24 protein-coding genes are annotated in these 25,877 nt (G+C 40.9%); 12 read left to right on the forward strand and 12 right to left on the reverse strand.

The features are described from left to right. Window positions 1-21: 21 nt before the first annotated feature. The 7 genes from ACQY4U_RS20090 to ACQY4U_RS20120 all read right to left on the reverse strand — a co-directional run bounded on the left by ACQY4U_RS20090 (window position 22) and on the right by ACQY4U_RS20120 (window position 9,166). A complete protein-coding gene (locus ACQY4U_RS20090) occupies window positions 22-3,681 on the reverse strand; it encodes a SusC/RagA family TonB-linked outer membrane protein (RefSeq protein WP_428331245.1) in 3,660 nt (1,219 codons plus the stop codon). Window positions 3,682-3,792: 111 nt separating this feature from the next. Next, the gene (locus tag ACQY4U_RS20095; protein ID WP_428331246.1) at window positions 3,793-4,770 is read right to left on the reverse strand and encodes a FecR family protein; all 978 of its coding nucleotides are present in this window, start codon (window positions 4,768-4,770) and stop codon (window positions 3,793-3,795) included. A gap of 85 nt (window positions 4,771-4,855) precedes the next feature. Further along, entirely contained in the window at window positions 4,856-5,464 is a 609-nt protein-coding gene (locus ACQY4U_RS20100) for an RNA polymerase sigma factor (protein ID WP_428331247.1), read from the reverse strand. Between the two features lie 95 nt (window positions 5,465-5,559). Then, window positions 5,560-6,429, reverse strand: a complete 870-nt coding sequence (locus tag ACQY4U_RS20105; protein ID WP_428331248.1) for a hypothetical protein — start codon at window positions 6,427-6,429, stop codon at window positions 5,560-5,562. Window positions 6,430-6,528: 99 nt separating this feature from the next. Continuing rightward, on the reverse strand, window positions 6,529-7,638 hold the full coding sequence (locus ACQY4U_RS20110; RefSeq protein WP_428331249.1) for an aminotransferase class I/II-fold pyridoxal phosphate-dependent enzyme: 1,110 nt from the start codon (window positions 7,636-7,638) through the stop codon (window positions 6,529-6,531). Then, entirely contained in the window at window positions 7,638-8,249 is a 612-nt protein-coding gene (locus tag ACQY4U_RS20115; protein WP_428331250.1) for a hypothetical protein, read from the reverse strand. The genes ACQY4U_RS20110 and ACQY4U_RS20115 overlap by 1 nt, the downstream gene beginning before the upstream one ends. 131 nt (window positions 8,250-8,380) lie before the next feature. Then, window positions 8,381-9,166, reverse strand: a complete 786-nt coding sequence (locus ACQY4U_RS20120; RefSeq protein WP_428331251.1) for a Type 1 glutamine amidotransferase-like domain-containing protein — start codon at window positions 9,164-9,166, stop codon at window positions 8,381-8,383. A gap of 104 nt (window positions 9,167-9,270) precedes the next feature. On the opposite strand from ACQY4U_RS20120, the gene ACQY4U_RS20125 reads away from it, so the two are divergent. Continuing rightward, window positions 9,271-9,654 (forward strand): DoxX family protein, encoded by a 384-nt coding sequence (locus ACQY4U_RS20125; RefSeq protein ID WP_428331252.1) that lies wholly within the window; start codon window positions 9,271-9,273, stop codon window positions 9,652-9,654. 27 nt (window positions 9,655-9,681) lie between these two features. Here ACQY4U_RS20125 and ACQY4U_RS20130 read toward each other — a convergent pair whose 3' ends face one another. After that, on the reverse strand, window positions 9,682-10,305 hold the full coding sequence (locus ACQY4U_RS20130; protein WP_428331253.1) for a YhcH/YjgK/YiaL family protein: 624 nt from the start codon (window positions 10,303-10,305) through the stop codon (window positions 9,682-9,684). Window positions 10,306-10,410: 105 nt separating this feature from the next. Between ACQY4U_RS20130 and kduI the strand changes: the two genes are divergently transcribed. The 4 genes from kduI to ACQY4U_RS20150 all read left to right on the forward strand — a co-directional run bounded on the left by kduI (window position 10,411) and on the right by ACQY4U_RS20150 (window position 15,001). Continuing rightward, window positions 10,411-11,277: a 5-dehydro-4-deoxy-D-glucuronate isomerase gene (gene kduI, locus ACQY4U_RS20135; protein ID WP_428331254.1), complete on the forward strand. Its 867-nt coding sequence runs from the start codon at window positions 10,411-10,413 to the stop codon at window positions 11,275-11,277. Between the two features lie 18 nt (window positions 11,278-11,295). Then, a complete protein-coding gene (locus tag ACQY4U_RS20140) occupies window positions 11,296-12,111 on the forward strand; it encodes an SDR family oxidoreductase (protein ID WP_428331255.1) in 816 nt (271 codons plus the stop codon). Window positions 12,112-12,232: 121 nt separating this feature from the next. Further along, complete coding sequence (locus ACQY4U_RS20145; RefSeq protein ID WP_428331256.1) at window positions 12,233-13,564, forward strand: Gfo/Idh/MocA family protein; 1,332 nt, start codon at window positions 12,233-12,235, stop codon at window positions 13,562-13,564. A 63-nt stretch (window positions 13,565-13,627) separates the two neighbouring features. After that, window positions 13,628-15,001 carry a 3-keto-disaccharide hydrolase gene (locus tag ACQY4U_RS20150; protein WP_428331257.1) on the forward strand — a complete coding sequence of 458 codons (1,374 nt, stop codon included), beginning with the start codon at window positions 13,628-13,630 and terminating at the stop codon, window positions 14,999-15,001. 7 nt (window positions 15,002-15,008) lie between these two features. Here ACQY4U_RS20150 and ACQY4U_RS20155 read toward each other — a convergent pair whose 3' ends face one another. The 4 genes from ACQY4U_RS20155 to ACQY4U_RS20170 are packed head-to-tail and all read right to left on the reverse strand — an operon-like array spanning window position 15,009 to window position 18,315. Then, window positions 15,009-16,016: a cytochrome d ubiquinol oxidase subunit II gene (locus ACQY4U_RS20155; RefSeq protein WP_428331258.1), complete on the reverse strand. Its 1,008-nt coding sequence runs from the start codon at window positions 16,014-16,016 to the stop codon at window positions 15,009-15,011. 10 nt (window positions 16,017-16,026) lie between these two features. Further along, window positions 16,027-17,334 carry a cytochrome ubiquinol oxidase subunit I gene (locus tag ACQY4U_RS20160; RefSeq protein WP_428331259.1) on the reverse strand — a complete coding sequence of 436 codons (1,308 nt, stop codon included), beginning with the start codon at window positions 17,332-17,334 and terminating at the stop codon, window positions 16,027-16,029. A 10-nt stretch (window positions 17,335-17,344) separates the two neighbouring features. Then, on the reverse strand, window positions 17,345-17,758 hold the full coding sequence (locus ACQY4U_RS20165; RefSeq protein ID WP_428331260.1) for a DUF6691 family protein: 414 nt from the start codon (window positions 17,756-17,758) through the stop codon (window positions 17,345-17,347). After that, window positions 17,755-18,315, reverse strand: a complete 561-nt coding sequence (locus ACQY4U_RS20170; RefSeq protein ID WP_428331261.1) for a YeeE/YedE family protein — start codon at window positions 18,313-18,315, stop codon at window positions 17,755-17,757. The genes ACQY4U_RS20165 and ACQY4U_RS20170 overlap by 4 nt, the downstream gene beginning before the upstream one ends. 191 nt (window positions 18,316-18,506) lie before the next feature. Here ACQY4U_RS20170 and ACQY4U_RS20175 point away from each other — a divergent pair, with 191 nt between their 5' ends. From ACQY4U_RS20175 to ACQY4U_RS20205, 7 genes are all read left to right on the forward strand, one after another. Then, window positions 18,507-19,058: a hypothetical protein gene (locus ACQY4U_RS20175; RefSeq protein WP_428331262.1), complete on the forward strand. Its 552-nt coding sequence runs from the start codon at window positions 18,507-18,509 to the stop codon at window positions 19,056-19,058. A gap of 226 nt (window positions 19,059-19,284) precedes the next feature. Next, window positions 19,285-20,226 carry a hypothetical protein gene (locus ACQY4U_RS20180; RefSeq protein WP_428331263.1) on the forward strand — a complete coding sequence of 314 codons (942 nt, stop codon included), beginning with the start codon at window positions 19,285-19,287 and terminating at the stop codon, window positions 20,224-20,226. A gap of 7 nt (window positions 20,227-20,233) precedes the next feature. Next, a complete protein-coding gene (locus ACQY4U_RS20185) occupies window positions 20,234-21,790 on the forward strand; it encodes a phosphatase PAP2 family protein (RefSeq protein ID WP_428331264.1) in 1,557 nt (518 codons plus the stop codon). A gap of 89 nt (window positions 21,791-21,879) precedes the next feature. Next, on the forward strand, window positions 21,880-22,968 hold the full coding sequence (locus ACQY4U_RS20190) for a hypothetical protein (protein WP_428331265.1): 1,089 nt from the start codon (window positions 21,880-21,882) through the stop codon (window positions 22,966-22,968). Window positions 22,969-23,053: 85 nt separating this feature from the next. Next, window positions 23,054-23,518 carry a RidA family protein gene (locus tag ACQY4U_RS20195; protein ID WP_428331266.1) on the forward strand — a complete coding sequence of 155 codons (465 nt, stop codon included), beginning with the start codon at window positions 23,054-23,056 and terminating at the stop codon, window positions 23,516-23,518. 39 nt (window positions 23,519-23,557) lie between these two features. After that, window positions 23,558-24,673, forward strand: coding sequence for a D-TA family PLP-dependent enzyme (locus ACQY4U_RS20200; protein ID WP_428331267.1), 1,116 nt, complete (start codon window positions 23,558-23,560; stop codon window positions 24,671-24,673). Between the two features lie 42 nt (window positions 24,674-24,715). Then, a complete protein-coding gene (locus ACQY4U_RS20205; RefSeq protein WP_428331268.1) occupies window positions 24,716-25,786 on the forward strand; it encodes a dipeptidase in 1,071 nt (356 codons plus the stop codon). Window positions 25,787-25,877 lie beyond the last annotated feature (91 nt).

The following is a 25,877-nucleotide window of genomic DNA, read 5'->3' on the forward strand; positions in this document are numbered from 1 at the left end:
TTTGTTTCAGAATTAAATTGCTTAAAAGGATGCTTTAACGCCAATGTTGTACGAACGAACAAGCGGGTAAACGCCATAATCAATACCCGGAGCAAGGTTAGCACCCTGCGAACCGCCGTATGAGTAATCATAATCAACCTCTGGGTTATAGCCTTTGTATTTGGTAATGGTAAAGGCATTATTTACTGCCCCAAATACCCTTACGGCACTCATACCCAAAACACGACTAACAAATGCCGATTTTACATCATAACCAAGGGTGATATTTGTACACCTTAAGAAAGAGCCATCCTGCAGGTAAAAGGTAGATAACCTTGTGCTGTTACTTTGTGTACTACCACGTGATGCACGGAAAACGGTTCCATTGCCCGGATCTGATGGATTGCGGTAACGGTTCACAACATCTTCGTACTGGTTACCTGAACCTTCCATGTTATACAGGTAGTAATCCTGGCCATCTAATACCTGGTTACCGTACGATCCGTTAAAGGATGAACTGATTGAGAAGTTTTTATAGCTTGCGTTAACAGCAAACCCATAAGTGAATTTAGGGTATGGGTTACCTATTATGCCCGCATCTTTACTGTTGATAATACCATCGCCGTTTGTATCCTGAAAATACATATCGCCCACATGCAGCGGATTGGTGGAAAAAGATGAACGTGCAGGACCCTTAAGCTTATAACCCGCCGGGAACGATTGTGTGGCTGCGTTATAAAAAGTGTTGTCAATAGCAATGTTGGCCATATCTGCCGGGGTTACTATACCCTTAACTTTATAGCCATAAAACATACCTATAGGGTAGCCTGCTTCGGTTATACTTGTTAGGTATGAACGCTCGGCACCATTGGTAATAATGGTATTGCCACCGCCTAAATTAAGCACCTTGTTACGGTTAATAGAGATATTACCCGATACATTAAGTTTAAAATCTTTAGTAACTATTGGTTTGGCATCTACTTGTATATCAAAACCTTTGTTGCTTACTTTTGAATCGCGTAAGTTGGTTAGGATTGATGAACTACCTGAAACCGCTGAGATTGGCTGGTTAAATAACAGGTTGTATGAGTAGCTCAGATAATAGTTGGCTATGATGAATAAGCGGCCCTTCAGTAAACCAAAATCGGCACCAAAGTTATATTGCGAGGTTGATTCCCAGCCTAAGTTATTGTCTTTTATACCCGCCGGTGTATTGGCCGATGTTACAGTACCAGTACCATAAACCACACTTGTTGGTGCGTTAAGTACTTGCTGGGTATTATAGTTACCAATATTGTTGTTACCGCTTAATCCCCAGCTTGCCCTTAACTTAACAGTTGATTCATCGCCAAGCCAGCTGTGGTAAAATGATTCGTTTGATAAACTCCAACCTGCCGACACGGATGGGAACACGCCGTAACGATTGTTAGGTCCGAACCTTGATGATCCATCTGTACGGATCGATCCTGATAAAAAGTATTTGCTGTCGTAATTATAATTTACCCTGCCTAAATAGGATAATAAGGTATACACTGATTTTCCTGTGTTTTGAGTGCCCTCTGGAGCGCCGCTGGTAATCAGAGTGATGTTGTTTGGTGCAGCGCCTGTTATATTGGGTACGTTATCATTCTGGAAACCTGTGCCTTGTACGGTAAGCACATTATTGGTTGTTTTTTGTGCGGTATAACCGGCAAGTGCATCAAAGTGGTTTTTGCCAAATTGTTTGGTATAGTTTAAGGTAAACTCACCAAGCTGATCCTGGTAGGCTATAGTTTGCTGGATAGCTTTAGCCGCCGCTACAGACTGTGATGAGTAGGGTGGGAAGGCACCGCTGCTTAAACTGGTTGGCAGGTAATAATTATAATTTTCGCCATACGTTTGCATGCCCAAATTGGCTTTGAACGAAAAGCCGGGTAAAATTTGATATGTGGCCTGTGTATTATAGGTTGCACGGTTACCAACGCGGCTTATCTTAATCAGCTCGGCAGTTGCAATAGGGTTTTCGATAGACTGGTAACCATAAGCTGTTGATTGTGCAGCCGCTAAATTGGTTGCTATACTGCCATCAGCATTGTAGGCCGGGAAGATTGGCATATAGATCAATGCACCCATTGCCGGGCTATGATCCCAGCGTCCGTCCTGTGTTTCCTGGTTGGTGTTTTGGGTGAAAGCTATATTGGCTGATACTTTTAACCTTTTGCCAATATTTCCATCAATATTTGCACGCAGGTTTATTTTCTTTTGCCCGGTACCTAACATAATCCCTGGCTGATCCTGATAACCGGCACTTAAATAGTATTTGGTGTTGGTTGAACTGCCGTTAAATGACAGGTTATGACTTGATGTTAATGCATTACGGTACAATTCATTCTGCCAGTCGGTATTTATGGTTTGATGAATTAAGGTTTGCGAACCGAAGTTATATAAACCTAAAGGGATACTAACCGAACTTGCATTACCTACATTGGCAATACGCGTGGCATTGTTATCCGAGTACATGGCATCGTTCCAGGTGTGGCCGGTATTTATCCAAAGATCATGGTAAGTATCATTTCTGCCATCAATAACTAACTGGGCAAACTGATCTGAATTTAAAAGATTTACTTTTTTGGCAAGCTGGTTAATACCGATTTGAAAATCGTACTCAAATTTTCCTTTTTCGTCTTTAGCGCCGCGTTTGGTTGTAATTAAAACTACACCACCCGCTGCCCTTGATCCGTAAATTGCTGCCGATGCCGCATCTTTTAATATATCGATAGACTCAATATCTTCAGGGTTAATAAACAAATCGTTTCCTGCCGGGTAGCCGTCAATTACGTATAATGGATCAGAGCTGGCATTAATTGTTCCAACACCCCTTACCCTTATTTTTGTACTTTGGTAAGGTGCACCGCTTACCTGAGATACCTGTACACCAGCTACCTTACCAACCAATGCCTGGCCAACAGTAGGGGCCGACAGGTTAAGTTCGCTTGCTTTTACGCTTGAAATAGCACCTGTAAAATCACTTTTACGCACGGTGGTATAACCAATGGCAACAACCTCGTTCAAAATATTGGTAGCTGGTTTCAATTTTACATTGATCTCTGTTTGATTGTTAACCACAATTTCCTGTGTTTCGTAACCGATAAAGGAGAATACCAATGTTGAACCCTGCTCAACTGTAATGGTATATTTACCATCAACATCGGTAGCTGTTCCCTTGTGCGATACCTTTTCATAAACGTTAACCCCAGGAATGCTAAGGTTTTTTTCATCAACCACAGTTCCTGTTATCTTAACCTGTATCTGCTGAACTTTTATAGGTGATTTTGCCACTACGGGTGCTTTTTCAACCCTGATTAATACGTGGTGGTCATCTACCTGGCTAATGGTGCCCTTATAATCCTGTAATAATTGCTTTAATATCTGGCTAACAGATTTATTAGTGATGTGTAAGGAAACGTGTTTTTTTACATCAACGGCATTATCATAGCCGATTATAAATTCTGTTTTCTTTTCTATGATGTTAAATACATCCTTTACTGACAGATCTTCTGCCATGATTGATATACGGGTATTATCAATAGTTTGCCCGTCGGCGGCAAAAGCGGGGATCCCCGCATTAATTATTAATAAAAATGTTAATACCGAGGGTAATATTGTAGGTATTAAGCGTTTTATTAATGAAGTTGAAAGCTTGATCCGATAAAAATTTTGCATTTTTGATTGATTTTTTAATGATTGTATGATCGTTTAAAATGATGCGCTACCGTGCGCTGCCATGCAGGGGATGTTCCACCATTCCCTGCGCCTGGTAAGTAGAATGCTATTTCATGGTTTTTTACAGTTTTTTAAATGAATTGATATGGTGCGGTTATCGATTTGATAGCTCATTCCGGAAAGGTCCTTCAGAACCTTTAGTACATTGGTAACAGGTTCATTATTAAAGCTTACTGTATACCGGCGGCATTGGCCTGCGTTGCTGTTTAGTTTTATGGTTATGTTATACCATCTTTCAAGTGTGGTTGAAATTTCTTCCATCGATGCATTGTCAAAACGTAGTTGGTTTTGTTTCCAGGCTATGATCTCATCAGTCTTAATTTCGTTCAAAACATGGCTTTCACTTTGCCTGTCATATATCAGCTGTTGGTTATGGGTAAGTGAACTTGCAAAGGTTTCGGGCTTATGATCAGGGCTGTTTTTCTGTACGCTTACCTCACCACTTTCAACAGCTACACGGATCTGTTTATCTTCGGGATAGGCCTTAACATTAAAAGCAGTTCCTATATCAGCAATTACCAGGTTGCCTGCGTGGATATTGAATGGTTTTGCGGCGTTGTGCGTAACTACAAAATAAGCTTCACCCAAAAGCTCAACCTGCCTGTCTTTAACTCCAAAGTTTGATGAGATCCGTACGGATGAGCCGGAGTTAAGATATACAAACGTACCATCGGGCAGTGCACATTGCTTTTTAACACCTTTTGGTGCCGAGATCAGTGTATAGGTAAGCGGTTTGTTTAAATCAGGTTTTTTGAATGTCCTGAATAAAAATAACCCTGTAGCTATAAGCAAAATAGCTGCAACTTGTAACCATTGGCTGCTAAACCAAAGTTTTTTGGCCTGGGGATATAGCATTGCATGCATAGCCTGATCCATTTGCCCAAATATTGCATCCGTTTTTTCTTCGCTTAATTTTTCCTGCTGTTCATTGTTAAAACCAGCGAACCAATCCTCAACAATCTTACATTCTTCTTTACTTGCTTCGCCTGCCTGATAGCGCCCGAATAATTCTTTAACCCTTTTGTCCACTAATTGTATTTTAACATAGCTCGTGCAGAAAGGCAGAATGTCCTTTAAGCCAGTGTTACCAATAGGTTAATTTTTTGCAGGGATTTTAATTTTGGAAAAACAGGGGATGAAGTAAAGTAAATAACAGCAGGCCCATCAATTCGGGGTGGCTGCTTTGGAGATTCAACCTCAGCCGTTTAAGTGCTTCAGAAACATTATTGCGCACCGTTTTTTCTGAAAGGTTCAGCATATCGGCTATTTCGCCATTCTTTTTGCCTTCGTTTTTACTTAAATGGTAGCAGTTACGCATGGTTTCGGGTAATTGCTCAACGGCTTTCACTATGGTGCCGTTCAGTTCCCTGGCAAACCGATGGTCTTCGGCAGAGTGTTCTAATTCATCAAGCTGTTCTATCAGGTAACGCTCACCTTTCAGGCGGATGTTTTGCTTGCGATAGGCAGATACAACCTGGTTACGGCTCAAAACAAACAGGTATGTTTTAAACTCCCGTATATTCCTCAATTGTTCCCTTGAAGCCCATAGATTTACAAAAATATCCTGGGTTATATCTTTTGCGCTATCCTCGTCATAAAGCCTTGCAGAAACTACGGCATAAACAAATGCTTTATACCGGTTGTAAATTTCATTAAAAGCACTCGCATCGCTATCACTGCATTTAGTCAACAGCAATTGTTCTGATAGATTTTGATATATCATATTGCCCGGAAGATTTAATGCCGCAAATCTATCAGACTAATAATTACACTTTGTTAAGGGCGTATTAACAAAAGGATACTTTTACCTTTATTTAATTACCAGCCAATTTTCATATAGTTGACATTGTTCTTATGGGATGAGGTTACCGCTATGCCTTTGTTGGCGTCGCCTATAAAAGCAAAACCTTCTAACTCATCGTTCCTATCGTCAATATCCACAACCTTAATAACCTGCTGCTGCCCGGTTTGGATTGATTTTTCAAGATCGACATAGGTAAATCGCCATTTGCGGCCTTCAGTTTGATTTTGGATCAGTACAATTATACCTTTATCGGCCAGCCAGTATAAGTTTTGCACCCATGGCGTGCAGGTGAATTTTTTAAATAATACCCCCGGCTCACTTGTTTTGGCGCAGTGGCTTAAACGCTCGGGATCATACAGACGCACCTCGTTGCCATGATTACCATAATCGGCGGTTGCTACGTACCATTTGTTATGGTATTTTACATATTCGGGCCGGGTGCCTTGTATGCAGGTATCATCATCAATGGTTTGTAGTAAGTTGCCGTCTAATGTTCCGGTTTTCCATAAGCCGGCCCAGTTTATCCGGTAAATTACGGCTTTCCAGGCAGTCCCTTCCTTATTCAGCCGGATGGAATTACCCATAAACACTGGCAGATCACCATGAAATGCCACACCGGTTGGGTGATTGATTACATCCTTACCATCAATAGTTAACTTACACTCTTTATGATCGTAAACCAAAGTATCATGATCAAAGGAAAACTGCCTGATCATCCCCACTTCGCGATCGCCATAAAGTAAAGCCTTGCCGTTTTGATAGGAGATACCTTGGCAGGCACCCAATGAATCAATAGTTACGGAATGTTTGATATTCATTTGAATATCAGGTATATAATAATAACCTATAAAGCAGGTAATAAATGAAATTAGGATGAGTTTCATGGAGCTGGTTTATTAATCACCCTAACCATTTGATCGGTTTTTCAAAAAACGCTCATGCTTATTAGGTAAAGGTTAATTCAATATTATATTCTTATTGCTTTATCCCAGTTTATTCAACGCATCGGTTAATGCAATTATCTGGGCATCGGTATTAAATGAATGAAGGCAAATGCGGATCCTTTCGCTACCTTCAGCAACTGTTGGGCTGAGTATAGCCCGTACATCAAAACCTGTTTGTTGTAGCTGACTGGCAATGCTTTTTGTTTTTTCGCGGCCATCAAATACAATACATTGGATTGCGCTGTCACTGGGAATCAGTTTAAGACTACTGCTATTGATGTGCTGCTTAAAAAGGTAAATGTTATTTTTTAATAATTCTATTTCTGCAGATGCTGATACCAATAATTCGTAAGCCATCCAGATAGCTGCAAGCTGGTGGAATGGCAGGGCAGTTGTATAAATAAATGGCCTTGAAAAATTGATCAGGTATTCGCGCAGCATATTATTGCCCAATACAATAGCCCCGTGGCTGCCAAGCGCCTTGCCGAAGGTTACTATTTTAGCGAAAATACGGCTGTTAAGTGAAGTATCAGTTAAGCCAAAGCCATATAATCCAACAGCATGTGCCTCGTCAACTATTAAATGGGCATTATATTTTTCTGTTAGCTCGAGGATGTTTAAAATCGGCGGACTATCACCATCCATTGAATAAACACTTTCAATAGCTACGTATACATTCCCTTTGGCCCGCTGTAATTTATCTTCAAGGCTGGCCAGGTCGTTATGACTAAAGGTAAAGCGTGTGGCATGGCTTAAGCGTACCCCGTCAATAATTGAAGCATGGATAAGCTCGTCGGTTATAACCGTATCACCACGCTGCAAAATGGCCGAGAATAACCCAAGATTAGCCGTATAGCCAGAATTAAAGATCAGCCCGGCCTCACTTGCATGCAAGGCCGCAATGTGTTTTTCTAATTCCTCAGCATATTCAGAGTTTCCGGATATTAACCTTGATCCTGTTGCTCCGTTTGATACCTGTTCGGCATTGCTGAGCTCATTAGTGATTTTATCCTTTAAAACAACTGACTTTGCAAAACCGAGGTAATCGTTTGAGCAAAAATCAATGAGCGGGCTTTCTGTTTTCAGGGTTCTGTAAGTACCTGCTGCCAGCCTTTCCGTTAATTTTTTTTCAAGGAAGGATCTGGGCATTATTGTAAAACCAAATTGGTAGCCAATGCTGTAACCCAGTTTGCAAATAAATTACTTTCTAACTCAACCGCTCTTTGAGCATGATGCTTCCAGTTTGGTAAAAATTCTTCCAACTGGTTTATCATTTCCTCTAAATGGCCTTCTTCTTCTAATATAATTGATTTAACATTGATCTTACTGCCAGCATTTTCAAGTGCAGTTTGATATTGCGGATAAAGCTCATCTGCCCTTAATTCAATGGCATAAGTAACTAACAGGTAAGCGGTAAAGCGCAGCTCTTTACCATTCAGATCAAGTGCATCTTTTAAATACCGGCTAACAGAAATATCAAGCTGGTGTAAATAATGCTTGCTGCTGATAGGGGCCAGCAAATATTCGTCGGCATAGGTAGGGCAGGCTATCCCGGTTTTTTCTATCTGCTTCTTTAAAAAATAAGCGTGACGGTGCTCTTCGGCGGCATGTTTTAAAATAATAAGCGTTAAAGTACGCAAGTCTTCACCGGCAGATATTTTGCGCGCACCTGTATTTTCCATTAACGACAGGCTGTTGAGCCAGCGGGCATGGAGTTCATTATCTGTTATTATATGGGGGAGTAGTTCGTTCAATTCCATAACTGTATTTTATAGTTAGCACCACAAATGTATCAACTACTTTTTTATCGGGCACCCTAAAAAATACATGTTTATGTTATGTGTCTAATTATCAAAAGCATAACAATTAAACAATTTAAACAGATTGCAAACTATCCTAATACTTCTGCATCAAGCGCAGTTTCTACTATCTTTCCGCCTTCTGCCGATACCTTGTAAACCTTACTTGTTTTGTCAGATGCAATTACCCTTGCAATTTTATTGTTTTCAAAATACAAACCTGCGTTATTATCAAGCCCATAGCCCGGCATTATGGTTCCCTTGCTTATCATTTCCTGGTAAACAGTGCTTCTTTCGTTAGTTGAGTGGTAATGCGGGCAGCAGCTTCCCTCAAAAAAACCAAGTCCGTCAACCGCGCTTAACTGTTTGGGCCTTGAGTCAGATAAACCCTGCTGAAACCAGCAAACGGCGCCTGCGCTTGAGCCGGTTAAAACAATGCCTTTTTCCCAGGCTTTTTTAAGCACAAGGTCAATTCCGTGTATCTTCCATAAAGCCATCATATCAAGCGTATTACCGCCAGGTACCAAAATGGCATCCATGCCTAACAACGATTCTTCAAAAGAAAGTTTTTGTTCGGATGATGAAATAAATACCTTTTGAACAAAGGGTTCTACAGGCAGATCTTTTGCTGTTTTAAACCAGTAATCGATATAAAACTGGTTATCGCCCGATGCTGTGGGCAAAAAACATACTTTGGGTTTGTCTTTCCCGGTAAGCGATATCATGTAATGAAACCAGTTAAGGTCATATATACCGCCCGAAAGTAAGATCTTTTTAGTGATAGTGGCTGAAGACAAATTATTAGCCAATACGGAGTTTGATAGGGTAAGTCCGGCTCCCGCAAGGACGGTGTTTTTAATAAATGTTCTGCGTTCCATTTATAATAATTTAAGTATGAATGCTCACTTGCAAATTAATATAAATCCTGTTAATTTCAGTTCTGTAACCTAATAAAGATTGTTATTGCTTTACCCTGATAAATATGAAACCAAAAACCATTAAAATTATATATTGGTGCGTAACCATTTTATTTGCTTTAGCTATGTTTGGAGATGCTTACGGAGGGATTACTGAACAACAGGCCGGGGTTGATGTACTTAATCATTTAGGCTATCCTATATACAATATGCCTATGTTTGGTGTAGCAAAGCTATTAGGTGCAATTGCGCTGTTACAGTCAAGGTTTCGTATTATTAAGGAGTGGGCTTATGCTGGTTTTACCTTTAATTTTATAAGTGCATTTGTTTCGCGGGCTATTGTGGGCGATGGCATTAGTTTACTTATTCCACCACTGATAATGTTAGCTATAATGTTTGTTTCTTATTTTTTTTGGAAAAAGAGCCAGGCATTGGCTGTTGCCAGTTAACCCTGAATAATTAAGATCAATATTATTTCAGTCAGCCATATTGATCTTAATTACTAACTTTTTCACTTTATCATAGCCATCAACTTTAATATTGGGCCGGTGTACATCGGCAGGGAAAAATAAAAAGAAAAGATCAGGGGTAGCTAAATAATATTGCCCTTCTGCAGTATAATTGGCACCGTCTGTTTTTTCGTTATAGGGTATAATAACCGTAGCGCTGGTAATTGATGCCACACCGATTTTCTCTCTCCCCTTTATCACATAATGCAGATCAATATATTTACGGTGCGATTCCCAGGCCGACTTGTCAAATTCTTTTGATGGTGCCTCGGTGATGGAAGCAAAAGCATTATCGCCATCAATTACATACTTGCCGGGCTTAATGTTTGCCAGGTCGCTATCACGCAGAAAAGCAAAAACCTTATCCCAAACAGCTTTGTTTTTTTGATATTGCTCAGCAAATACAAGTTTATTTACAGATTGATGAACCTTTAATTTTAGCCCGTTTTTCCATTCGCCTTTGTTTAACCATTTTGCAGCACTTTTTTCTGTCCATTTATCCGTAGCTATTTTTTGGGCAGCTACTATATGGGTTAAACACCCAAAACAGATCAGCATAAAAAGCCATTTAGGTAATTTTGATTTTATCATAATATATTGGCTATTTAATTGGTAAATGAAATATAAGCCAATGTAAAAACTATTTTACTTTTATTTAGCAAGCTAAACAGTACCTTTATTTAACCAAGCAGTATCATGCTGCTTAACCTTTATAAATTTACAGCTACTACCTTGAAAGTATTACACAGCGTACATCCCGACGATTTTAAAACGTATGATACCGCATTGATCAGGGAACGGTTCCTGATTGAGGATACCAATGATACCGATACAGTAAACTGTGTTTACACACATTATGACCGGATGATTGTTGGCACCATCAAACCCATAAAACAACAATTGGTATTAGCAAATTACCCCAATTTAAAAGCTGATTATTTTTTAGAACGCCGCGAAATAGGAATTATTAATGTTGCCGGCCCTGGAACTGTTACAGCCGATGGCGAGCACTACGAATTAAATAAGTTTGATTGCCTTTATATGGGTAAGGGTGTAAAGTCCGTTTCATTTAAAAGCAATAATAGCAGTCAGCCAGCTGTTTTCTATATTTTGTCGGCACCTGCACACGCCGCTTATCCTACAACACTAATGAGTTTAAATGAGGCTGTGAAAGTTGAAGCAGGCAGTATCAACACAGCAAATCAACGTACTATAAATAAATATATCCATGCCGATGGGATTAAAAGCTGCCAGTTAGTAATGGGTTTAACCATCTTACATCCGGGTAGCGTTTGGAATACCATGCCTGCGCACACGCACGACAGGCGCATGGAAGCTTATTTTTACTTCGATCTCCCGGCAGGGCAAAAAATAGTACACTACATGGGAAAGGGTGACGAAACAAGGCATATTATGCTGAATAATTATGATGCGGTTGTTTCTCCGCCCTGGAGCATCCATTCGGGCTGCGGCACTACTAATTATAATTTTATATGGGGAATGGCTGGTGAAAATCAGGACTATACCGATATGGATGCCATTGCAATAACAGATCTTAGATAACACTACTGATAGATAAAAATGACCGATCAATTTTCATTAAGCGGAAAAGTAATTGTGGTAACCGGGGGCACCGGTATTTTAGGTAATTCGTTTGTTAACGGTATTGTTGAAGCCGGCGGTGCAGTGGGTATTTTGGGCCGTAACCAGGCAATTGCCGAGGAACGTGCAGCAAAGATCAATGCTAATGGCGGTAAAGCTATAGCCTTAATTGCTGATGCTTTAAATACAGATGAACTAATTGCAGCCAAAAATAAAATACTTAACGCTTTTGGAAAGATTGATGGCCTGGTAAACGGCGCAGGTGGTAATATGCCGCAGGGTGTTTTACAGCCGGATGAGGATATTTTTAACATGAACCTGGAAGGGATGAAAAAAGTAACCGAGGTTAATCTTTGGGGTACTATTTATCCAACCCAGGTATTTGGCGAAGCTATTGCCAAAACTGGCAAGGGCAGCATTGTAAACATATCATCCATGAATTCAAAAAGAGCCATTACCAAAGTTTTGGGCTATAACATGGGTAAGGCAGCTGTTGATTGCTACAACCAATGGTTTGCTGTTGAATTAGCTAACCGTTATGGTGATGCCATAAGGATGAATGCATTGGCCCCCGGATTTTTCCTGACCGAACAAAACCGGAGCTTATTGACACTGCCCGAAGGTGGATATACCGAACGAGGCGAAAAAGTGATCAGGAATACACCGTTTAAAAGGTTTGGGCACCCGGACGAATTAATCGGCGCTTTGGTGTGGCTTTTAAGTGATGCATCGGCTTTTGTTACAGGCTCTATGATTTGCGTGGATGGGGGATTCTCCATTTTTGGAGGGGTTTAGCGCCTTTAAGATCAAAGCAGTATGAAAATACTGCTTCATTTAGAACGATTTAAGTTTACACTGTGTTAAACAATAAGGCAGTGTAATTGCTATTATATAACCAATAATAAATCTTCTTAATATGATGGATCGTAGAAAGTTCATTCAAACCACTTCGGTTGCGGGCACAAGTTTTTTGCTTGCGCCGCATTTAGGTAAGGCTGCCGGGTTTTACAAAGGATCGCCAAACGAAAAGGTAGTAATCGGAATGATGGGTACGCATAGCCGTGGCCTTTATCTTGCCCAAAACTTTGCTAAAATCCCTAATGTAGAGATTGGTTACGTATGCGACGTTGATTCGAATGTGGTTGAAAGTACCATTGCCGATATTTATAAACGCACCGGAAAAAAACCGGAAGGGATAACCGACATCAGGAGGTTACTGGAGAAAAAAGATGTGGATGCCATAGTAATTGCAGCACCCGATCATTGGCATGCCCCGGCAACCATTATGGCCTGCCAGGCAGGTAAACATGTATATGTTGAAAAACCCTGCAGCCATAATCCGCACGAAGGGGAAATGGCCGTAGCCGCTTCAAAAAAATATAATCGCCTGGTACAAATGGGCAGTCAGCGCCGCTCCTTTTCAAACGTGCAGGGCATGGTTAAGGAATTGCATGATGGCGTTATTGGCCGCACCTATTATGCTAAAGGCTGGTATACCAACCACAGGGAAAGTATTGGCATAGGCAAGCAGGTTCCCGTACCCTCAAACCTTGATTATGAACTATGGCAGGGCCCGGCACCACGCAAGCCCTATCAAAATAACCTGATCCATTACAACTGGCACTGGTTTTGGAACTGGGGTACCGGCGAAGCACTAAACAATGGTACTCATGAGCTGGATGTGATCCGCTGGGGATTAGATGTTGATTTTCCAAGTAAAGTAGTTTCTACAGGCGGGCGTTTTCATTTTAAGGATGACTGGCAAACGCCAGACACCCAAAATATACTATACAATTTCCCGAATAACACGGCAGCCGAATGGGAGGGAAGAAGCTGTAACGGCTTTAATGTAGAAGGATTGGGCCGTGGCGTGATTTTTTATGGTGATAAAGGAACTTTGTTTTATGGCGGCGGCAATGGCTACAAGGTTTATGATGGTGATAATAAATTTGTTAAAGAGGTAAAGGACGATACCGTTGTAGATGCCACAAATAAAGTAAGCCCTACGGAAGCATTGGATGGTTTGCATATGAAAAACTTTGTTGATGCTGTTCGTGGAGTAAGCCCTTTAAACTGCCCTATTGAAACCGGTTTTAAATCTACCTTATTGCCGCAGCTGGGTAATATCTCTTACCGGGTTGACAGGGTTTTACATATCGATCCCTCAAACGGGCATATTTTAAACGACCCGGAAGCTATGAAACTATGGAGCCGTGAATATGAAAAAGGCTGGGAAGTTAAAGTATAAAGATATTAAGCCACGTTAACCAATTATAATCTCAAACGTTAAGCCAATTATAGATCTGCCAATATGAAAAAGATAGTTCATCCGGTAATCGCCTTACTGCTTTTATCAGTATTCATAAAACCAATAACCATACACGGGCAAAATACACCTGGTTTGTTTGATGGTAAAACCCTGAACGGCTGGAAAAGACTTGCCGGTACTGCTGATTATAAAGTAGAGGACGGCGCCATTGTAGGTACAACGGTACTTAACTCGGGCAATACTTTTTTGGTTACCGAAAAAGAATATGGCGATTTCATATTAGAATTGGATACCAAAATAGAGAGCCCTTTAAGTAATTCGGGGGTGCAAACGAGGAGCCATTTTGATCCGGCCGGAAATAATGGAAAAGGCAAAGTTTATGGCAGGCAGTTTGAGATCGATCCGTCTGATCGTAAATGGTCTGGCGGGATTTATGACGAGGGCCGTCGGGATTGGCTCTATCCTTTAGATCTGAATGCCAAAGCAAAGGATGCCTTTAAAGTTGGTGTTTATAACCACATCAGGATAGAATGCATAGGGAATGAAATGCGCACCTGGATAAACGGAGTTGCTGTAGCCGATGTGGTAGATACAGTTGATAGCAAAGGCTTTATCGGTTTGCAGGTGCATGCCGTTACTAAAGAAGAGCAGGCCGGTAAAAAAGTATATTTTAAAAACATCCATATCCAAACCAAAAACCTAGTCCAAAAGCCATTTCCTAAAGATATTTACACCGTAAATTATACGTCCAATTCATTATCGGTGCATGAAAAATCGAGCGGTTGGAAACTACTATACGATGGACATACAGCAACCGGATGGCACGGTGCTACAATATCCTCTTTCCCCGCAAAAGGATGGGAGTATGGTGAAGGCGTGATGCATGTTTTGCCATCCGCAGGAAAAGAAGAATCAGGAGGTGGCGATGTAGTTACCGATGCCTTATACAGCGCATTTGATCTTTCGTTCGAATTTAAGTTAACACCCGGCGCAAATAGTGGTGTAAAATATTTTGTTACCCTGTCTGAAGTTACTAAAGGTTCGGCAATAGGCCTGGAGTACCAGGTTTTGGATGATAAGCTTCACCCCGATGCAAAACTTGGCCGTGATGGCGACCGTACGCTGGCTTCCTTATATGATTTGATCAGGGCGGATAAGCCGGAACGTTTTATACACCCGGTTGGTGCCTGGAATACAGGCCGGATAATTGTTTACCCTAATAATCATGTAGAGCACTATTTAAACGGTGTTAAGGTGCTGGAGTATGAACGCGGCTCAAAATCATACCGCGATTTAGTAGCCATCAGCAAATTTGTGATATGGAAAAACTTTGGCGAGGCAAAAGAGGGGCATATCCTTTTGCAGGATCATGGTAATGAAGTTTTCTTCAGAAGCATCAAGATCAAAACACTGTAACTGGAGTTTACTGATCCCTTTTCTGAAAGCTGTAGAACAAATAAAACAGTGATGGTAATATCAAAAAGCTACCGATAAAAAGGCCCCACCCAAGATCCTGGATAGTTTTCTCGGGTGCGTGGAGTGTGAGCAGAGATAGGTTTTGCCCATTTTTAACCATTACTATATTGGGGTAGTGCATATAGCCTATGGATAAAAGGATCATGGTAACCTGAAACCCTGCGCCTACACGGATTATTTTACGCTTGCCCTTATTGATCAGGATCCATGAGATGATAAGCGAGATGGATGCAGCTATTACTGCGGTTAAGCTTACCGGGTTACCAAATATCCAATGCGCCATGCGGATGTTCTCAAATTCTGCAGTTATAAAAACAAGTCCGCCAAAAATTACGGCCATTATGTTCATCACTTTGGCTTTTTTAATAAAACGCCTGGCATCTTTTTCATCATCGGCTTCGCCAATCAGATAAATAGCTGCTAAATAACCGCTTAGGGCTACCGTAAATAACCCAACCGCTACCGAAAAATAATTTAACCAGCTAAAAATGTAAGCATCTACAAAATTGGTAGCGTGCAGGTCTATCTGCCTTGAAATTACGCTGCCGGCAATAATTCCTAAAAATAAAGGGGTTATAAAGCTGGAGTAAACAAATATATGGTTGTAAAATGTTTGCGTACGTTCGTCTTTAATAGCATCATAACTTCTGAAAGCAAACGCAGTGCCGCGTGCTGTAATCCCTAAAAGCATGATCAATAAAGGGATATGCAGGTAGGTGCACAGGTCACTGTAAATAACCGGGAACCCGACAAACATAATTACTACTGCAATTATCAGCCACATGTGGTTAGCTTCCCAAACCGGGCCAATGGCCTCGTACATGGTTTTGCGGGTTTTTGATTTATTGGTCTCGGATGTAAAAAGCTCAATTATACCTGCTCCAAAATCGGCACCGCCTAACAAAAAGTATAGTACAATTGCTAAAAACAAAAAAGTGATAACTACATATAACATAAGCTATAATTTAGTGTACATATAACTTTGAAACCATTTTTATCTGTCGCATTAATAAAAATACTACAGCAACGCTTAAGGTAAAATATACGGCGGTGAATAAGTAAAAAGAATAACTGATGCCCGGCATTGGTGTTACGGCCTGGCTTGTACGCATTATGCCTTGTATTATCCAGGGTTGCCGCCCAACTTCGGTAACTGTCCAGCCTGCTTCAACGGCTATAAATCCTAATGGGGTTGAAAGGATAAACAGCTTTAAGAACCACTTTTTAGTGAGCCAGCTTTTCTTTTTCCATAAGGCTATAAAATAAATGATCCCGGCCAGCATCATTGCCGATCCGATTGCTATCATCAGCTCAAAAGCCAAATGCGTTACCATTACATTGGGCTGGTTTTTTGCGGGGATCTTATCGAGCCCGGTTACTTCCTCTTTAAAATTATCGTGCACCAAAAAGCTTAACAGGCCGGGAATCTCAATACCATAATTCACTTTCTTATTGGCCGTATCCGGAATGCCACCAATAACTAAAGGCGAATAAGGCACCGTATGATAGTAAGCTTCCATTGCCGCTAATTTGGCGGGCTGGTTCTTGGCTGCATTCTTTGCAGAAATATCACCGCTAAAGGGCTGTAAAATTGCGGCCACTGCACCAAATACTATTGCTATTTTAAAAGCTTTGGTATGAAACTGAATGTTGGTTCGTCTGTAGATCATCAGCGCATGGATGCCTGCCACAGCAAAGCCGGTAGCTGCAAAGGCAGCAATCGTCATGTGTAAAGCTTCGGAGAACCATGAACCATTGAACATGGCTTTTATCGGGTCTATGTTTTGATACTGTCCGTTTACAAAATCAAAGCCTGAAGGATTATTCATCCATGAGTTGGCCGAAACCACTAATATACCGGATATAACACCGCTTACACCCACCATTATACCTGTGCACCAGTGAAACCATTTGTTAAACCTGTTCCATCCATACAGGAAAAACCCTAAGGCAATTGCTTCAATAAAAAAGGCAACACCTTCTAACGAAAATGGCATCCCAAATATAGGCCCGGCATGTTCCATAAACCGGGGCCATAATAGCCCTAATTCAAAAGATAGGATAGTGCCTGATACTGCACCAGTGGCAAAAAATATAGCTACGCCTTTGCTCCAGGCCTGGGTAATATTTTTATAAACGTGATCGCCTGTCTTTATCCATTTATAATGCGATATAGCCATAAACACAGGCATCACCATACCAATGCAGGAGTATATGATATGAAACCCTAATGAAATGGCCATTTGCGACCGTGCTGCTATAAAATCATTCATATCTGTAAAATTAATGAGGCAATTTTTCGCGGAGCAAACCATAAACCCATGTACCAGCAATGGCACTCAACAGCGTAACCATGGTTATTATAAAGCCGCTTCCTATCTGCGCAAACAGTGGGCCTGGGCATGCACCTGTAATAGCCCAGCCAAAACCAAATATCAGCCCGCCGTATACATTGCCCCAATGGAATTTTTTTGTTGGGATGATGATAGCTTCGCCGCCAAGTGTTTTAAGCTGAAAACGTTTAATGATGAGTACGGATATGGTACCAACAACTATAGCACTCCCGATTATGCCGTACATGTGGAAGGACTGCAACCTGAACATTTCCTGGATCCTGAACCACGAAATAACTTCTGATTTAACCAATACAATTCCAAACAGCAGGCCGGTTATTAAATATTTCAGGTTACGGATCATAATTGAAGCAGGTAAGGTAAAATAAACCAGGTCATTAAAAATCCGCCAATCATAAAACAGCAGGTTGCTATCAGCGATGGCCATTGCAGGGTTGATATACCCATTATGGCATGGCCAGATGTACACCCGCCAGCATAACGTGTTCCAAAGCCTACCAAAAACCCGCCTGCAACTATAAATACAATTCCTTTTAGCGTAAAGAGTGTTTTAAAGCTGAATATATCTTGCGGTAAAAGACCGCTAAAATCTTTTACGCCCTGCTTTTTTAATAATGCTGCAGTATCAGGATTTATGTTAACCGGGTGTTGTCCGTTTAAAAAATGTGCAGCAATATAACCACCGCCTATAATACCTGCTACAAAAAATAAGTTCCAGGTTTCCTTTTTCCAGTCGTATTTAAAAAATGGGATATTGGCCGGTATGCAGATGGCACAAATATGCCTTAACGAAGATGATATACCGAAGGCCTTATTACCGGCTAATAATAATAGCGGAACAACTAAGCCAATAAGCGGCCCGGCTATATACCAGGGCCAGGGTTGTTTTATAAAATCCATATACTATACTATCCGGGTGAAGGTTTACAAATATAATCATTAAGCATCCCTACATTTTACCTGTGCAACATTGAATGTAAAACAGAATGTTTCTAAATATTTTTTTGCCGGGGAAAATATTTCTTGATAATAAAAAATTATTATATACATTTACGATATTATAAACCGGTACCAAGCCAAGTCCTTATTAATTGAAACGTTTTTTTGCCATAGCGCTGTTAAGTATTCACCTTTTTAATATAGGTGGTTATTCGCTGTTGTTTCAATATTACATCCACAAATCGGACGTGCAGATGGTTAAGGAGATTTTTGACAACAAAATTGATGAGGCGAAACTCATTGAGATCAAGATCCCTGTACATTTCCCAACTATTCAGGATTGGTCGGATTACGAAGTGATTGAAGGTCAAATACAACTGAAGGATGCGTATTATAATTACGTGCGGCTCAAAATGACCCGCGACACTATGTTTTTTATATGTATTCCAAATACAGTTAAAACACAGTTGGCTAAAGCAAATATTATTACCGCTAAGGAGATAAGCGATGTGCCTTTTAGTAAAAAAGGGCATGACCAGGCCGCCAAAAAAGTAAATTCAGTCAGCGATTATCACCTGCAGGCATTCCAATACAAATATTCGGAATTTGAAACTTCACTCAAGCAAAATATCAAGCCTAAATCTTATCACCTAATCAGGCCGTTTATCGAGTCGCCGGGTAAACCACCCAATTTTATCAGCTAATACTGCTGTTTAAACTTTTTGTATTTTTTTATTTATAAGACTATAGATAGTTATTAATACTGTTGCAATATATATTGTATCGTATTAAATAATAACCTGTTTTGTAAATTGCATACAACAAATTGTTCAGCAGTTTCCACCAACATGCTGCAATATTACCAAGCCATAAATGCTTGGTGATCCACGCATTTTTTGACCCAATTAATTTACTATTTTAACTAAAAAGATGATGAAATCTTTACCCCTGTATTTTTACAGGTATTGTATGCTTGTATGCTTTTTCCTTGCATTTTCTCAATTGGCAAAAGCTCAAACTGATGCTGATGCCTTAATGATCCCTAAAAACTTTTACTGCGCCGGTGTGGTTTATAACCATAGCGACTGGAAAGATTACTGGGAAGGCACTTTTAAACGTAACAATGCTAACATTGGTACCTTATCAAGCAATACTTACACTGTAGTAGGTAATTATGGCCTAACCAATAAGCTTGATGTTTTATTTTCCGTACCCTACATTACTACCAATGCATCGGCCGGGACACTTAAGGGCCAGCATGGTGTTCAGGACCTTACCTTCACTTTAAAATATCTGGCTCTTACTACCGAAATTGGTAAAGGCCTGTTCAGTGTGCATGCCATTGCTTCCGGATCAATCCCGTTAAGCAATTACGAACCCGACTTTTTACCGGTATCTATTGGCTTACATGCCAAAAGCGTTTCACTACGCGCACTTGTTAATTACCAAACCGGCAGGTTCTTTGTGGCCGGTGCCGGTCAGTATGTTGAACGGAGCGATATTACTTTAGATCGCAACTCATACTATACTGATCATTTGATATATAGTAACCGCGTTGATATGCCAAATGTATCAAACCTGCTTTTTAGCACAGGTTACCGCAGTTTGCAACTAAATGTTGAGGGAATCCTTTCGCAAACCACTACACAGGGTGGTTTTGATATCCGCAAAAACGATATGCCTTTCCCAAGCAATAAAATGAATATGACCACAGCAGGTGGCCTTATTAAATACAGCTTTCAGTCAGTTACCGGGCTTGAGCTAACCTTTGGTGGTAACTATGTTTTAAAAGGACGTAATGTTGGGCAAACCACCAATTTATACGGAGCCGTTTATTACATCCTTGATTTTTCAAAAAAGAACGCTAAATAATTAAATCATGAAAAAACAATTAATATATATATTACCCCTGTTAACTATAACAGCCTCAGTTTTTTTAGGATCGTGTAAAAAAGCGGTTATTGACCGTACTACTCAATACCCTGCACTTGCACCTGCTAATATTGATTTAAATGCAGATACCTGGAAACCTGTACTGATAACCAACCCGGCATCATTTACCGTTGCCGCGCCTGATGCGGTTACCTCGCCTGCTTATGTAGCCGATATTAACGAGATAAAAGGTTTTCAAAGCAGTTTAACTGACGATCAGAAAGCCATAATTAAATACTGGAGCGCCGGTGCCGTATTACGCTGGAACGAAATACTGCGCGATTTGGTAGCTAAACATAATCTGCCGCCATATCAAAATCTTGATGGTACTTATCCTGCACCAAATTCTGCAAATCCATTTTCCTATCCTGAGTTTCCATTTTCAAACCCGCCTTATGCTGCACGTGCTTATGCTTATGTAAGTGCTGCCCAGTATGATGCGCTTATTGCAGCTTATCACTTTAAAAAGTTATATAACCGTGCTGCACCGTATAGCTTTGATGCTAACGTAAAGGCACTTATCCCAAAATCAACCTTACCATCGTACCCTAGCGAAGATGCCGTTGTTGGTGGTGCTACAGTTGAAATAATGAAACTGTTATTCCCTACCGAGATTGATTACATTGAACAAAAAGAAGCCGAACAAAAACAATACCGCATAATGGCAGGTGCTAATACCCGTGGCGAAATAAATGCAGGTGAATCATTAGGCACACAGGTTGCTGATGTTTTTGCAGCCCGCGCCCGTACTGACAGAGCAGGTAAAGCTATTGGCACACAAGCACTATGGACACAATTACAGGTACAAACCGCAGCTAAAGGCGAGCAATACTGGATAAGCCAGGAGTCGCCGTTAAGGCCGCCGATGTTGCCTTTGTTTGGAAAAGTAATTCCGTTTTTGTTTGATACACTTACTGTTGTGGCACTAAGACCGGGCCCGCCGAATCTTACAAATTCTGATGCCTTTAAAAAGGAAGTTGCTGAAGTACTGAATTATAGCCAAAACCCGACCCGCGAACACCAGGCACAAGTTGAATTTTGGGCGGATGGTGTGGGCACTTACACGCCACCAGGCCATTGGAACGCTATTGCTGCCGATGAATTTGTGAAACAGAATTACAGCGAAGTACGCTGGGCAAGAAATTTTGCCCTGCTAAACATGGCCGAAATGGATGCAGCAATTGTTTGCTGGGATACCAAGTACTTTTACTTTAACCAAAGGCCAACACAGGCAAATCCAAAAATTAAAACGCTAACAGGTATTCCTAATTTCCCGGCTTATACATCAGGGCACTCAAACTTTAGTGCAGCCGCCGCAGCCGTTTTAACTTATTTATTGCCTGATAGAGGAACCAAGTTTACCGATCTGGCAAACCAGGCGGCCATGTCAAGGCTTTATGGTGCAATACATTACCGTAGCGATGTGGAAGTTGGTCTTGTTACCGGTAATAAGGTTGGCCAGTATGCAATAAGAAGAGGGCAGGCAGATGGTTCAGGAAATTAAATTATAAACAAACCCTGTTTTAAATAAGATAAGGTATCTGTAAAAAAGATGCTTTTTAAATTAACCCCGATAACACTATAACAATTACAATGAAAACTACATTCAAGGCATTATTAGCCATTACTATATTTATATTATTTACCCAAACAAAAACATTTGCGCAAGGTTGCGTAGCTATCAGAAGCACTGGTGGTGTTTGCACAATGGATGAACATCCCGATAGCTCTAATAAATCAGCAGGGTATTGGTTGTTTAACAGCAATAGCCGTTATTATAAATCATTCAGGCATTTTATAGGTAAGCAGGAGCAATTTCAACGCTTTACACTACATAATAACGTAATTAATAAAGTTTACACGCAGGATCTTACCTTAACCCGGGTGTTAAATAACCGCTGGTCTGTAGCGTTGGATATTCCAACTGCCGATAACAGCCGTTCACAGGTTAGCAGTGGCACGCGCTTTAGTACCCATTCTTTTGGTGTTGGCGATATTCATTTATCGGGTTATGTATGGTTATTAAACCCGGCTAAGGCGAAAAACGGAAATATCCAGGCAGGTTTAGGCATTAAATTCCCTACAGGAACTTACAATTACCAGGATTACTTTTTAAACGGCGCTACCGGAGCCAGAACCCTTGGCCCTGTTGATCAGTCTATACAATTAGGCGATGGTGGTACAGGTATCACTGCCGAAATTAATGCGTATTATAACTTTACGCACAAGTTTGGGGTATATGGTAACTTTTACTACTTAGCCAGCCCTAAGGATGTTAACGGCGTTTTAAGATCAACAACCCCAGCAAGCGCAACTACTATAGCAGCAACCGGCGATGTTTTAAGCGTACCTGACCAATACCTGATCAGGTTTGGTGCAAGTTTGGCCGTTAAAAAGTTTGATTTTTCTTTAGGTGTACGTGATGATTGTTTACCTGTTCATGATTTGGTTGGCGGTAGCGATGGTTTCAGAAGACCAGGTTATATTATAGCTGCCGAGCCTGGTATAACTTATCATGTTAAAGGCTTTTCATTATATGCTTACTGCCCTATAGCAATTATCCGTGATCGTACACAAAGTGTACCGGATATCAGAACCACACAACTTACAGGTACCTACACGCATGGTGATGCAGCATTTGCTGATTACGTTGTTAACGTGGGGGTAACCTTCAAATTTTAATAAGAGTTGATTATTTGATTTATAAAGCCGGGCCTGAGATACCCGGCTTTTTATTTATGTTTGTTTTTAAATACTACTTATAAAAATGAATACTCCTGAACAAAACTTTGCAGCATTAGGTCTTAATCTGCCGCCTGCTCCCAAACCACTTGGTGTATATAAACCCTGCCTTATAGATGGTAAATATCTTTACCTATCCGGCCATGGAACCGTACAGGATGACGGCACCCTTATAATTGGCCGCGTTGGCGATAACATGACACCTGAAGAAGGTAAAGTAGCTGCCCGCCAGGTTGGCTTAGCCATATTAGCTACCATTAAAGCAAATATCGGCAGTCTTGACAAAGTAAAAAGAGTGATAAAAGTATTGGGAATGGTTAACTGTACGCCCGATTTTGAAAAACATCCTTTTATTATAAACGGTTGCAGTGAGTTATTTGCAAAGGTTTGGGGCGATGATAACGGCATAGGTGTTCGCAGTGCTGTAGGAATGGGTTCATTGCCTGATAATATCCCTGTAGAAATTGAAGCATTGTTTGAACTAATGTAACTGCATTAGGCGGGCCTGAATTTAAATTTACCTGTATACATGGCAGAACGAGACTGGTACCTGATTAATGATATTGATAGCTTAGATACGCCTGCATTGGTTGTTTATCCCGATAGGGTAAAGCAAAATATCATTATGCTTATTGGTATGATTGATAATGCAGAAAGGTTAAGGCCGCATGTTAAAACATTTAAAAGCAAAGAAGCTGCCTTATTAATGATGGCAGCAGGGATTACTAAATTTAAATGTGCCACCATAGCCGAAGCAGAAATGCTTGGTATGTGCCATGCAACCGATGTGTTGCTTGCCTATCAGCCCGTTGGGCCTAAACTAAAAAGGTTTATTAAACTGATAAAGGCCTATCCCGATACCCATTTTTCCTGTTTGATAGATAATGCTTTCGCAGCCGGCGAAATATCAGTATCTGCTATAGGAAATAACATGCAGATCACGGTTTATTTAGATCTTAATATCGGCCAAAACCGTACCGGGATAAAACCTGATGAAACAGCCCTACAACTTTATAAGGATTGTGTGAAATTGCCGAGCATTATCCCGGTTGGCCTGCATGCTTATGACGGGCATATCCATAATCCTGATTTTGAAATGCGCAAAACTGAATGTGATGAAGGTTTTGAGCCTGTCCTTAAACTGCAGTCTGCAATAAAAGAAGAAGGCTTTCCTGAACCCATTATTATTGCCGGCGGTTCGCCAACGTTTCCTATCCACGCCAAAAGAAAAGCTATTGAATGCAGCCCCGGTACCTTTGTTTATTGGGACAAGGGCTATGAAACCATGTTGAGCGAACAACCATTTTTACCTGCCGCATTGGTAGTTACCAGGGTAATATCAAAGCCTGATGAAACATTGATCTGTTTGGATCTCGGGCATAAATCCATAGCCGCCGAAAAAGAACTGGGCAGCAGGGTTTATTTTATCAATGCGCCGGATTTAATACCAGTAAGCCAAAGCGAGGAGCATTTGGTAATGGATGCCGGAAAAGATCATTCCTATAAAGTAGGAGATGTTTTATTCGGAATGCCTTATCATGTTTGCCCTACTGTGGCTTTATATGAGCGTGCCATTACTATTGAAAATGAACATATTAGCGGTGAATGGAAAAATATTGCCCGCGACCGTAAAATAACTATTTAATTACCCTGACAGATGTCAGTTATCCTGCTAAATCAATAACCAATGTTTGCCATAGATGCTCATTTAGACCTAAGCATGAACGCCCTTGAGTGGAACCGCGATCTTCGGAAACCCATAGCCGAAATAAACGAACGCGAAAAAGGATTAACCGATAAGCCTGACCGCGCCAAGGGGGTGGTTTCATTTCCTGAATTGCGCAAGGGCAATATAGGTTTGGTAGTAGGTACTCAAATAGCCCGCTATGTAGCCCCTGATAATTTACTGCCCGGATGGCACTCGCCCGAACAGGCATGGGCTCAAACACAGGGACAGGTTGCCTGGTACAAGGCAATGGAAGAGGCTGGTGATATGGTACAGATAAATGATTTGGCAAGTCTTGAAAAACATATTAAACTATGGCATGATGATACCTCAAATGATAATAAGCCCATTGGTTATATTTTAAGTTTGGAGGGGGCTGATTCCATTGTGACCATAAGCCATTTAGAGCGTGCTTATAATTATGGCTTAAGAGCCGTTGGCCCTGCACACTATGGCCCCGGCAGGTATGCACAAGGTACAGATGCAACAGGTTACATGGGCTCAAAGGGACATGAACTGTTAAAAGAAATGGAGCGCCTCAATATTATTTTGGATGCTACACATTTATGCGATGATAGTTTTTGGGAGGCATTGGATCATTTTAATGGGAATGTATGGGCCAGCCACAACAATTGCAGGGCACTGGTTAACCATAACCGCCAGTTTAGCGATGAACAGATAAAAGAACTGATCAACAGGGGGGCCGTAATTGGCGGTGCTTTGGATGCCTGGATGATGGTTCCGGGATGGGTGAGGGGTAAATCTAATCCCAAAGAAATGAACTGTAATTTAGAGGTGATGATAGATCACCTGGATCATATCTGCCAGATAGCCGGCAATACGCTGCATGTAGGCATAGGATCAGATTTGGATGGTGCTTTCGGCCGCGAGCAATGCCCGTATGATATTGAAACCATTGCCGATCTGCAAAAATTACCGGCCCTGTTAACAAAACGTGGTTACAAAGAAACCGACATTGAAAATATGATGCACGGCAACTGGCTTCGTTTTTTGAGGAATGCCTGGAAATAGTTGTTTCACAAATTATAATAATTAAGTTCAGCCTAAGGTCAAATATGTGTTTATTATTTGTTGCGCTGGTAGTAAATGTTATCTTTATTTC

The sequence above is a fragment of the Mucilaginibacter sp. genome (assembly GCF_965277465.1).
In the GTDB taxonomy this organism is placed as follows: Bacteria; Bacteroidota; Bacteroidia; order Sphingobacteriales; family Sphingobacteriaceae; genus Mucilaginibacter.